The sequence below is a fragment of the Microvirga sp. 3-52 genome, from assembly GCF_018383585.1.
Taxonomy (GTDB): Bacteria; Pseudomonadota; Alphaproteobacteria; order Rhizobiales; family Beijerinckiaceae; genus Microvirga.
On sequence record NZ_JAHAMK010000063.1, the window covers coordinates 1 to 10,911 of the forward strand.

The 10,911-nt window shown below is 63.8% G+C and carries 14 protein-coding genes; all 14 read right to left on the minus strand.

Features of this window, described 5'->3' with window-relative positions:
• Positions 1 to 777: 777 nt before the first annotated feature.
• The gene (locus KHP60_RS24330) at positions 778 to 945 is read right to left on the minus strand and encodes a hypothetical protein (protein ID WP_213566853.1); all 168 of its coding nucleotides are present in this window, start codon (positions 943 to 945) and stop codon (positions 778 to 780) included.
• A 462-nt stretch (positions 946 to 1,407) separates the two neighbouring features.
• On the minus strand, positions 1,408 to 2,202 hold the full coding sequence (gene zupT, locus KHP60_RS24335) for a zinc transporter ZupT (protein ID WP_213566854.1): 795 nt from the start codon (positions 2,200 to 2,202) through the stop codon (positions 1,408 to 1,410).
• Between the two features lie 21 nt (positions 2,203 to 2,223).
• Positions 2,224 to 2,667: a 4-aminobutyrate aminotransferase gene (locus tag KHP60_RS24340; protein ID WP_213566855.1), complete on the minus strand. Its 444-nt coding sequence runs from the start codon at positions 2,665 to 2,667 to the stop codon at positions 2,224 to 2,226.
• A gap of 76 nt (positions 2,668 to 2,743) precedes the next feature.
• Positions 2,744 to 3,502: a TerC family protein gene (locus KHP60_RS24345; protein ID WP_213566856.1), complete on the minus strand. Its 759-nt coding sequence runs from the start codon at positions 3,500 to 3,502 to the stop codon at positions 2,744 to 2,746.
• 60 nt (positions 3,503 to 3,562) lie between these two features.
• Positions 3,563 to 4,021: a hypothetical protein gene (locus KHP60_RS24350; protein ID WP_213566857.1), complete on the minus strand. Its 459-nt coding sequence runs from the start codon at positions 4,019 to 4,021 to the stop codon at positions 3,563 to 3,565.
• A 2-nt stretch (positions 4,022 to 4,023) separates the two neighbouring features.
• The gene (locus KHP60_RS24355; protein ID WP_213566858.1) at positions 4,024 to 5,316 is read right to left on the minus strand and encodes a hemolysin family protein; all 1,293 of its coding nucleotides are present in this window, start codon (positions 5,314 to 5,316) and stop codon (positions 4,024 to 4,026) included.
• 72 nt (positions 5,317 to 5,388) lie between these two features.
• Entirely contained in the window at positions 5,389 to 6,057 is a 669-nt protein-coding gene (locus tag KHP60_RS24360; RefSeq protein ID WP_213566859.1) for an exopolysaccharide biosynthesis protein, read from the minus strand.
• A 208-nt stretch (positions 6,058 to 6,265) separates the two neighbouring features.
• Complete coding sequence (locus KHP60_RS24365) at positions 6,266 to 6,589, minus strand: DUF1476 domain-containing protein (RefSeq protein WP_213566860.1); 324 nt, start codon at positions 6,587 to 6,589, stop codon at positions 6,266 to 6,268.
• Positions 6,590 to 6,700: 111 nt separating this feature from the next.
• Positions 6,701 to 7,234 (minus strand): PRC-barrel domain-containing protein, encoded by a 534-nt coding sequence (locus tag KHP60_RS24370; protein ID WP_213566861.1) that lies wholly within the window; start codon positions 7,232 to 7,234, stop codon positions 6,701 to 6,703.
• 123 nt (positions 7,235 to 7,357) lie between these two features.
• Positions 7,358 to 7,933, minus strand: coding sequence for a DUF2076 family protein (locus tag KHP60_RS24375; RefSeq protein ID WP_213566862.1), 576 nt, complete (start codon positions 7,931 to 7,933; stop codon positions 7,358 to 7,360).
• Between the two features lie 44 nt (positions 7,934 to 7,977).
• A complete protein-coding gene (locus KHP60_RS24380; protein WP_213566863.1) occupies positions 7,978 to 8,694 on the minus strand; it encodes a Bax inhibitor-1/YccA family protein in 717 nt (238 codons plus the stop codon).
• Between the two features lie 23 nt (positions 8,695 to 8,717).
• Complete coding sequence (locus KHP60_RS24385) at positions 8,718 to 9,476, minus strand: anti-sigma factor (protein ID WP_213566864.1); 759 nt, start codon at positions 9,474 to 9,476, stop codon at positions 8,718 to 8,720.
• Positions 9,469 to 10,017, minus strand: coding sequence for a sigma-70 family RNA polymerase sigma factor (locus KHP60_RS24390; protein WP_213566865.1), 549 nt, complete (start codon positions 10,015 to 10,017; stop codon positions 9,469 to 9,471). Before KHP60_RS24390 ends, KHP60_RS24385 begins: the two co-directional genes overlap by 8 nt.
• Positions 10,018 to 10,711: 694 nt before the next feature.
• A partial coding sequence (locus KHP60_RS24395) for a TIM44-like domain-containing protein (RefSeq protein ID WP_213566866.1) occupies positions 10,712 to 10,911 on the minus strand: 200 nt, incomplete at its 5' end.

Consider the following 10,911-nt stretch of genomic DNA (forward strand, 5'->3'; position numbering starts at 1 on the left):
CCGTACTTGCAGTACCAGCGCACGCACAGCAAGATGATCTCAACCGGGAAGCGACGGCGCTTGAACAGAGACACGGGAGCGGATCCTTGATGAACCGCTCCTCGCTATACGGCCGAGGTTAATGCAACGGTGCCGTCGCGAGCCCCTCAGGGCCTCGTCACCGAGATGCAAAGATTGTCAAACTTCCGATCTGTGCTCTTCGCCGTCAATGTATAGGTTCGCCCCTTCGACGCACGAAAGGTGCAGCGTCCGTTCAGGCATGGCTTGCCGTCGAGTGACAGAGCTGGCGGAGGACGCTCGAGATCTTCGAGCTCATCGATCATCCCCTTTGCATTGGCTTGAAGGTCGCCGTTCTCCGGAGCCAGAAACTCCACCGTGTAAGGCTTTGGCGGCTTTGCGCACTTCTCGCCACCAATGGCTTCGATAAGCTCGGCCGCGCTGACAGGAGGGGTGAAGAGCCCAATAACGAGCCCGGCGACCTGAACCTTCTAGGCGTCTTTGCACCATATGACTTACTTTCTGAGGGGGAGCTTTCGAAGTTGCTCTTGGCCCGCATTGGTTTTTCGTCTACCGGCTGAATGCTCAGATACGCGATAGTGGCACCTGCAGATGGGGTTGGGGGCGATGGTTGAGCGAGGGGCTCGCTTCCTTGAGCTGCAGCAGCCAGAGGAGTTCCAGCGTCATCGCGCATCTCCAGTTCGGCTGAGGTCGGCTCCTTGATGCCATCGCCGGATCAGGACTGGCGGGGTGCTCGATTTCGGTCTTGATGCTGCCGAGCTAGGCCCCCACAAGGCCCGTCGAACCGGTGCTGGGTTTCACATGCCATGCTCTGCACCTTTGCAGTTCATCGGTCGAGGGCGTGGAGCGCATGCGGCCGGTTTCTCCGCTGGCGATGAGGGCCACGGCGGCGATGTCCAGACGTTCTGTCCGGCTGGTATCGAACATGTGGATGCGCCTGCACTCGTCCGAGCTACAGGTCTCCTCCATTGCCCTGCGAACCATCGGGTTAATCTTCACACCCGTATACGGATCCCAAGGCGCACTTCATCCGCCACTTCAGAATTATTCCACGGGGCTGGTGGGAACTGCCATTCGGCGCGTCTTCAAAGCGTCATAATTCCTGGTAGGTTCGTGGTGCGGCCTCACTTGGTGTTACCTCGCAGAAACCCTGGTCCGAGGCTGCAGTGCCAACCGGTTCCGTCGCTGGACACGAAGGACCGGCTGGCACCACTGCTCGTGAACCTCGGGATCTCGGCTTTCGGACAAGGCAAACCAGACCGCGACTGCTACGGCCGGGCTTGAGGAACCTACTCTCTACCGGAGTGGCCTCTCAATTGGCGCAGAGGGTGACCCGCCCCACCGGTCGCGGTGCGCCGCAGGCCCTCCGGGCAGGATGTGATCAGGGGTTCACCGCAACAGGACCAGGCTGAGCGCCACAACCGCCATGCCGGCCACCATGCCATAGGCGGTCTCGCGCCCCTGCGCATAGCGCTTGGCCGCCGGCAGCAGCTCCTCCAGGGCCAGAAACACCATCGTCCCGGACAGGATCCCGAACACCACCCCCAGCGTGGCCGGAGACATGAACGGCGCCAGGACGATGTAGCTGAGGATGGCACCGAGCGGCTCGGCGAGACCGGAAACCAGCGATGCGAGAACAGCCTTCCAGCGGCTTCCGGTCGCGAAATAAACTGGAACGGCAACCGAGACCCCTTCCGGGACATTGTGGAGCGCAATCGCGATCGCGAGGGAGGCTCCGACGGCGGGATCGTCCAGTGTGGCGAAGAACGTTGCAAGCCCCTCCGGCAAGTTGTGGGCGGTGATCGCCGCCGTGGTGAGCAGGCTCATGCGGGCGACGGCGGCCTTGTCCCGCCCGGATGTTGCGGCGACGTCGGGATGGGGGTTGGGAACGAGGCGGTCGAGAAGAACAAGCAGGCCGATGCCGCAAAAGAACGCCAGGGTGGTCCAGGCATAGCCGGCTTTGGCGCCATGAACCTCACCCAGCGCCGCCGCCGACTTGGGGAAGATCTCGACGAGCGAGACGTAGACCATCGCGCCACCCGCGAAGGCAAGCGCAATCGCGAGGTGATGCGAGTTGGTCCTGTCCATTCGCAGCACGAACAGGCTGCCCAGCACCGTGGCGAGACCAGCGCTGGCGCTGACGCCGAGCGCGACCAGAACGTCCGGCGAGAACAGCCCGCTCATCTCATGCGAGCCTGGTGTCCGTCACAGCTCGGCATCCTGATCCGGCTTGGCATCCGGAGCCTGTGTGTCCTTCACCGTAATTCTGACGGTGTGGCTTTCCACCTTGCCGCTGGCGGATCTGACCTCGTAGCTGACCTCGTCAGCCCCCTTGTAGGTGGGGCTGGCCTTGTAGAAGATCCCCTGCGCCGTCGCCTCCAGCTTGGGGCAACGGGAGATCCGTCCGGCCTTGAGTTTCCCGCTCCGCACGTTCAGCTCGCCATGCCTGGGCGGGGTCACCACCCGGACCGTCGGCAGCGGGCCTGATGTGCAGTCCTTCTGCACGTTGCCATAGACCCCCAAACGGTGCGGCTTGCCAGCGACCACATCCGCGCTGCGATGGGCGCTGTTGGTCTGAGCCAGAGCGGCGGAAGCGGACAGAACAAGGATGCAGGCGAGGGCAGGGGCAGGACGTTTCAGGCGAACCATGCAGGGGCTCCTTTCGAGGGGGATCAAGCTGAAGATCAAGGAGGCCGCGTCTGCCGTGGCCTCCCCGCGTGAGACCTCAATGTTTCGGTTTAACGGAGGATCCAGCGGCGTCGCGGCGGGCGGCCCGCCTAGAGAGCATGTTCAAGCCCTCGACCAGGGCCGAGAAGGCCATGGCGGCGTAGATGTAGCCCTTCGGCACGTGCGCTCCGAACCCTTCCGCGATCAGCGTCATGCCGATCATCAACAGGAAGCCCAGCGCCAACATGACCACGGTCGGGTTGTTGTTGATGAACCGGGCCAGCGGGTTGGCGGCCAACAGCATGGCCGTCACCGCGACGATCACCGCGATGACCATGATCGCCACGTGATCGGTCATGCCGACAGCGGTGATGATGCTGTCGAGAGAGAAGACCAGGTCGAGCAGCAGGATCTGGGTGATTGCGGCGCCGAAGGTCATGGTGGCCTTCGCCGTGTCGAACACGTCGTCCGACGGGGTCGGATCGACGTTGTGGTGGATCTCCTTCGTGGCCTTCCAGACGAGGAAGAGACCACCCGCGATCAGGATCAGGTCGCGCCAGGAGAACCCATGGCCAAAGGCGGTGAAGATCGGCTCGGTCAGGGTGACGATGATCGCGATGGTGCCGAGCAGCCCCAGGCGCAGGATCAAGGCCAGACCGATGCCGATGCGGCGGGCCTTCGAGCGTTGGTGCTCCGGCAGCTTGTTGGTCAAAATCGAGATGAAGATCAGGTTGTCGATGCCGAGCACCACCTCCATCACAATCAGGGTCGCCAGCGCCACCAGGGCTGCCGGATCAGAGATCCAGGAGAAGTCCATCAGGTGTTCCTTTCAGTCCTGATATCAGGGAGATTTGGTTCGCGGGCAGCGGCGGGGCGCCTAGCTCACCCGACACTCCACCAGGCTCCACAGGCCCGAGGGTGGGGAGGTATAAGGCTCTATGCTGCGGCTCGTCCGCATGCGGAAGTCCACGAAGGCCCGCCCCAGGTCGTAGAAGGACACGTGGCCGATCTCGCCCGCCGGGATGGTCTTCAAAGCTTTAGCATCCAACAGCTGGATGTTGGTCCTGATCCCGGGATCCTGTCCCGCGCTGTCGGGGACGGAGGTGATCGTTCCCCCGCCCGTGCTCTTGTCGGCCTCCACCCGGAAGCGGAAGGTCTCACCGGTCCTCCGGACAGTGAGCTCGAAGATGGGGTTGCCGCCGACGCGGCTGCTGCGGATCTCGAAGTGCTCGGCAGAATACTTCGGCCGGAAGGTCGCGTTCTCCAGCTTGCAGGCTATTGCCATGCCGGACTGCAGGACCAGAGCGGCAATGAGAAGGGCAGGACGCTTGAGCATGGTCAGGCCGCCTCCCGGTTCTCGATCCGGCTCGCCAGCACCTTATCGATGCGCCGACCGTCGAGATCGACAACCTCGAAGCGCCAGCCCAGCGTTTCGACGGCCTCGCCGGCAATCGGGAGGTGCTGGAGTTCGCCGATCACCAGGCCGGCCACGGTCTCATAGTTGCGCCGTTCGGGCAACGAGACGCCGAGCTGCTCGGCCATCTCGTCGGCCGGCATCCAGCCGGCCAACAGCCAGGAGCCATCCTCCCGCTGCACAGCCTCAGGCTCGGCTTCGCCTTCGTCGGACCGGAAGGCTCCTGCAATGGCATCGAGGATGTCGGCTGGGGTCACGACGCCGTCGAAGTGGCCGTATTTGTCATGGACGAGCGCCATCGGAACTTCGGCCTGCCGCAGCACCTCCAGCGCATCCAGCGCATCGAGGGTATTGGGGATGATCGGAGCCTTGCGGATATGCGCCCGAATGTCGAGGGGCTCTTCCCGCAAAAAGGCCGCCAGGAGCTCCCGGGCCTGCACGACCCCGAGCATGTTGTCGGGATGGCCCTCGGCCACTGGAAGCCGGGAATGCGGCGTGTTGATCAGAGTCTCGCGGATCTCGAACTCAGTATCATCGAGGTTGATCCAGTCCACGTCCATGCGCGGCGTCATGACCCCGCGCACCGCTCGGTCGCCCAGGCGCATCACGCCTGCGATCATCTTGCGCTCGTCGGTCTCGATCACGCCGGCAGTCTCCGCCTCGGCCATGATGGTCCTGATCTCCTCCTCGGTCACAGCGCTCTCGGATTCCGTGCTCTGGCCGAGCAGACGGAAGATTAGCTTGGTGGAAGCGTCGAGCAGCCAGACCACCGGAGCCGCGATCCGGGAGATCAAGGCCATCAGGGGCGCGACCGCACAGGCGATGCCCTCAGCGTTCTTCAGCGCCAGATGCTTGGGCACAAGCTCGCCCACCACCACGGAGAGATAGGTGATCGAGCCGATCACGAGGCCATAGCCCAGCGGCTCGGCCGCGCGCTCGGGCATTCCCTGGCCGAGCAGGAACTCGGTGAGCCGGTCGCCGAGGGCGGCGCCGGAAAAGGCGCCCGCCAGGATACCGACCAGCGTGATGCCGATCTGGACCGTGGAGAGAAAGCGGCCGGGGTCCTCGGCCAGCCTGAGGGCCGTACTGGCGCCGGCGCGTCCGGCGTCGGCCATCGTCTTCAGGCGAGCTTTGCGAGCCGACACGATGGCGAGCTCGGATAGGGCGAAGAGGCCGTTCAGGCCAATGAGAAGGACGGCAATGCCGAGTTCAAGCACGGTGTATCAGGTGCCCAGGGCACCCCTCCGGGAGGATCGACGATGACGATAGAGGGTTCATGGCGAGCGCCCTCATCCGAGAATGACCCACAGCTGGTCGAGAAAGGCGTTGATGCCGGCAATGATGGCCGACGAGATGGCGGCCAGAATCAGCAGGCTGCCGATGGCGGCGAGCCAGCCCACGAGCGTAGCCAGACCATCCCGCTCCAGGATGCCGAGCGCGAAGGCCGCAATGGCGAAGGCCGGGGGAATGTTGCCGAAGGGGATCGGCAGGAAGAGGATGATCGCCAGCAGGAGACACGCAGCACCCACGATCCGCTCCGGGAGCGGGCGAAGCAGCAGGCCCATCCGGGGGCGCAGGAAGTGTTCGGCTCGGTGCAGAATGGGGCTGAGCTTTGCCGTCAGCAGGGCGAAGAAGTCGCGCGAGATCGAGCGCTCGCAGATGAAGCGGGGCATCCAGAGGGTCGGACGCCCAAGCATCAACTGAGCCGTCACGAAGAGGAGCGGGGCTCCCAGGACCGCCGACATGCCGGGCGGCAGCGGCAGCACGTTGGGGGCAGCAAACAGAAGCATCAGGGCGCCGAAGGCCCGGTCGCCGAAGGCGTTCAGCACATCGCCGATGCTGATGTCTGAAGTGGTCCGGCCAGCGAGGCCGCTCAGGACCTCGGAAAACCGTTGTCGGGGTTCGGCGTCGCCGTCCGCGAATGCAACGGTCGTGAGACTACTCGAAGGGTCGGGCATGGTCCTGTCTATAGTGGGTCATATGAAGTTATGCGAGTGGGATGATCAAGAGATCGTCAGCCGTGCTGCCAGCGGCGACTGCGAGCCGAGGTGCCAGGAACCGGCGGGTCGATGATCGCCAGAAGCGATCATCGATTTGACAACCTGACGCCATCTCAGCACGCCTTTGAAGGTCTTGAAGTGCCGAGACGGTCTCGGGCACGAAGCCTTACGATCCCGCTTTGATTTGCGCGATGGCTTCATTCATCAGGCCGGACAGGACACCGGCCAGCTCGGCATCGCTGGCCGTCTTGCCGGCGGCCTCGAAATCCCGGCGCACCTTGCGGATAACATCGGCATCACCGGCCTCCTCGAAATCCGCCACGACAACAGCCTTCGCATAGGTCTCGGCATCCGAGCCGGTCTTGCCGAGTTGCTGGGCGGCCCACAGACCGAACAGCTTGTTGCGCCGGGCCGTCGCCTTGAACAGCAGCTCCTCGTCGTGCGCGAACTTCCTTTCAAAGGTATCCCGGCGATCGTCGAAACTGGCCATATTCGTTATTCTCCTCAGGCTCGTGACCTGTGCAATAATGATGCCTCATGCCGACGCCGGTAGCCCGCCACGGTTAAGGCAGACTCTAAACCGGCGTAGAAGCTTAGAGAATCACTGCTGCGCCAGGTTAATCTGCTGGTTCTCCTCGAGCTCACGGAAGGCGTTGTTGTCGTTGCTGAACTCCGTCATCCCATCGAGTTGGGCAACGTCCATGTTGCGCAGGGTCACCTTCTCGCCTTGTACTGCAACGTTCTCCACCGGTATCGCAATCTTCTTGGCGCCGAAGCCGAGGAGGCCGCCGCGCTCGAGAACCACGAACTGCTTCTTGTCCGCGTTGTTCTCTACCACGCCTTCGATGTCGCCGATCTCCTTCCCGTCCGCGCCAATGAAGTCCATGTCCTCCAAGGCATCCACAGTGAGGATCCGCGCAGTGGAGCCGAGCGTCGTTGTAGCGGTGGTCGAGCCCGTGGTCGTACCCGGTGCCGGTAAGGCCGAAGGAGGGGCGGGCGAAATCGGAGCCGTGACCGTCGGGGCTGACGTTGCCGGCGGCGTTGGAGCCGGGTCGGAGGGGGGCGTCTGTGCCGCAGCGGGAGCCAGCGTGGCCATGGCCATGGCCGCTGCAAAAGCGAGGGCTGGGTAGATCATCCTTATCTCCATGATACGTGTTCAAAGAGTCCTGCCGGCGCGATGAGCCGGCAGAACGGCAGCTCGTGATGGTTTGAGATCGCTAATCGGTGGCGCTGCGTTCAGGGCAGCGCCCGCCTTGGGTCAGATATCCTCTTCAAAGCCGAAGTCGTCGCCGCCAGTATCCTCGGCGGCGGCTTGCTGTGGCTCAGCCTGACCAGCATCGGCGGCCTTGGCCTCATCACCACCCGAGAAGGCACCGGCGATCATGTTGCCGAGCAGCACGCCGCCGGCCACGCCCATGGCAGTCTGGGCTGCCCCTGCCAGGAAGCCGCCGCCTCCGCGCTGTTGAGCCATGCCACCCATCATGCCGCCCATGCCGGGAGCCGTGTGAGGGGACATGCCGTGCTGGGGCTGATAGGGCTGATGCGGCTGGGGACGGGCCTGCCCGCCGCCGAAGAGACCGGAGAGGAAGCCGCCTCCGCCAGCCGGACGGCTGGCGAGCTCGTGTTCCAACTGCTGGATGCGGCCCTGGACGGCGCTCAGGGCCTGCTCCTGCACCACGATGGTTTGGGCCATGTAGTACGGCGCATTCGGCTGCTGGTTGATCTGCGCGCGGATGAACTCCGCCGCCTGCCCGTCCGGGGGCGTGGACTGGCCCTCGATCTGCGCGATCTTGCCGAAGAGCTGCTCGATGGCCTGACGGTCCTGGTGATCCATGAAGATCAATCCTTTCTATGTAGAGAAGTTGTGGTTCAGGGGGCTTACTCTTCCCGCTGCCCGGTGAGGCTCAGCAGCAGCTGGAAGATGTTGACGAAGTTCAGGTAGAGCGAGAGGGCGCCGAACACGGCCATCTTGCTGTTGGCCTCATGCCCGAAGCCTTCGGCATACTGCTCCTTAATCGATTGCGTGTCGTAGGCTGTCAGGCCCGTGAACACGAGCACGCCGATGATCGAGATCGCGAACTGCAGCAGGCTCGATCCGAGGAAGATGTTCACCAGCGAGGCGATGATGACGCCGATCAGGCCCATGATCAGGAACGAGCCGAACTTCGACAGGTCGCGCTTGGTCGTGTAGCCGTAGAGGCTGGTGGCGCCGAACATGGCGGCGGTGATGAAGAAGGTGCGGGCGATGCTCGCGCCGGTGAACACCAGGAACACGGACGCCAATGAGAGCCCCATCACGGCCGAGAAGGCGAAGAAGGCCGTGCGCGCGGAGGCCGCCGTCATCCGGTCCATGCGGAACGAGAAGAAGAAGATGAAGGCCAGCGGCGCCAGCATCACCACCCATTTGAGCGGCGTCTGGAAGATCGGCACGTAAAGGGCAGGGGTCGAGGCGACGAAGAAGGCCACAAGCCCCGTCACTACAAGGCCGATGCCCATATAGTTGTAGACCCGCAGCATGTGCTGGCGCAGGCCCTCATCGAAGACGGCGCCGCTCGCGCGGGCCGTGGCGGTTTGCCAGGCATAGGGAGTGTTCATCACAAGTCCTCCTGTAGGGATTGTTAAAGCTTGTTTGCCAACCGGGTGGCCGCTCGCTCGAGGGCCTTGTCACTGCCAGTACCAGTCAACGCGTAGGCGAGTTGGCCCGTCTGCCAGTACACAGCCGCCGCCCTCTCGAGGCGGGCCAGTGTTGGGGTAATCACGTCAAAGGCCGGAGCCTGCGCGGCGAAGAGAGACACCCGCCCGAGATCGCCGGCATCGATGGCGATCTCGATGCTGTGGCCGTAGCGGGACGGAAAGATCTGCGCGTCCCGGATCTGCCAGTCCTCAGGCAGGGACGGGAGCCGGATCCCGGTCTCGGCCAGGATCTCGGCGGGATCGTAGGCCTCAACCTCGGGCTGCGAGACCATGCGGGCCCGCAGAAGACCTGTCTCGTGCGAGTGCAGGGCATCCTCGACGAAGGCCGGCGGCTTGGGCGATGCTTCGCTATCGGAGACACCCAAGCCAACCTGCCCATGGGCAAACCAGCCGAACCCGATCAGGGTCACCACAGCGGCGATCCGGCGAAGCTTCAATCCGACCTCCTGCCAGGCAAGGGCGCGCTCGAGCCGGGTCGCTGCCACCAGCATAGGTTCGGCAGGGCGGGGCAGGGAAGCCGCATGGAGCAGCCGGAGGCTGTCGCGATCCTTCAGATCGGCCATGATCCGCGCTGCCGCCTCAGGGTCGTGGGCGAGATGCTCCTCGACCTCAATCCGCCTGGCAGGGTCGAGCTGGTCATCCACGTAGGCGAGAAGGTCCGCCTCGGTGATGGGATCAGACATCGGATCCTCCTATGATACGCAGGCTTGGGCGCTTGCTTTGCGAAGGCTGCGACACCTCGGTTCCCGACTCGAAGCCTCGCAAGGCAGCACGGGCACGTCCCAGGCGAGACATGAGGGTGCCGACAGGGATCTTCAGAGCGTTGGCGGCCTCCTGGTAGGACAGTCCCTCGACGGCCACCAGATGCAGGGCCGCGCGCTGCTCGTCCGGCAGGCTCATGAAGGCCGCCTGGACCTGCTGAAGCCGCACCCGACTTTCCTGCTCGGGTGGAGCCACGGTGTCGACGAAGGTTGCCGCCTGCTCCAGACGACGAACCTCCGCCACATGGCGGCGTCGGTGATCAATGAAGGTGTTGTGCAGGATCGACAGCAACCAGCCACGCAGGTTGCCACCGGAGCGGAACGAGCCACGCCCCTCATAGGCGCGAACAAGGGTGTCCTGCACCAGATCCTCGGCCTCGGACTCGTCGCGCGTCAGCGATCTCGCATAACGCCGCAAGGGTCCCAGCATCCCGATGACATCCATGCGCTTCACGTCGTTCATGCGAGGTATACGGAGCTGGGGCAGGATCTAATCCGGACAAAGGTCAGAATTCTTGTTGCCGCCATGTTCATGCCAGCTGCCGCCTGACTCGTGCCGCAGTGGCGCCTGCCTCAAAAACGCGGACGAGCCGATCCATGGCAAAGGGTTTGCGCAGGAAGACACCGGTCCGCAGCCGGCCCGGCGCGGCCGTTTGCACAGCCGAGGCATAAACAACTGGTTTGTCGGGCCAGATGAGGCTGACGGTGGTGCCAACCTCCCAGCCGTCGACCTGACTAGGGAGCTCGATGGTGCAATAAAGACCGTCGAAAGGAGGCTGCTGCGATAAGATCGAGAGCATTCTCTCCGGCGGAAGCCAGGACAGCCTCATAGCCGGCCTGTTTGAGGGTGAGGGTAATCAGGGTTCGAAGTTCTGTGTCATCCTCGACGACGAGGATAGAGGAACCGGGGGCTCGGGAGAAGCGGAATCCATGGTCGGATCCTCCCGTTGCGGTCGCGCTCGTGGGCGCAAGGGCAAGAGAAGGCGTCCGACATCGCGAGCGGCGACCCGCTCGCCAGAGGGGCCCGGACCCTAAGGCAGAGTTGAGGTAGGCACGGTTGTTCTGCCTGCAAGAGGAGGACACGTCATCCGGTATCGCGCCCACACAGAAAGTGGTCAACCGCACCGGCTCGTCCGGTGCGGTTGACGATGTTCGGATTACGCGACCTGCTGGATCGCCGAGAGCTTCCAGAATGCGCCATTGTCACGACGGAAGGTCCAGATCTCCGTGACCTCCTCGGTCCTCTCCGGCTCGCCGGCAACTGCCTTGCCGCTCGCCCGATCAATCGTCTGCTCGGTGATGGCATAGCGCATCGCGACCGTGGCATAGTCGGCCAGACCCTCACGCCAGGCCTCGG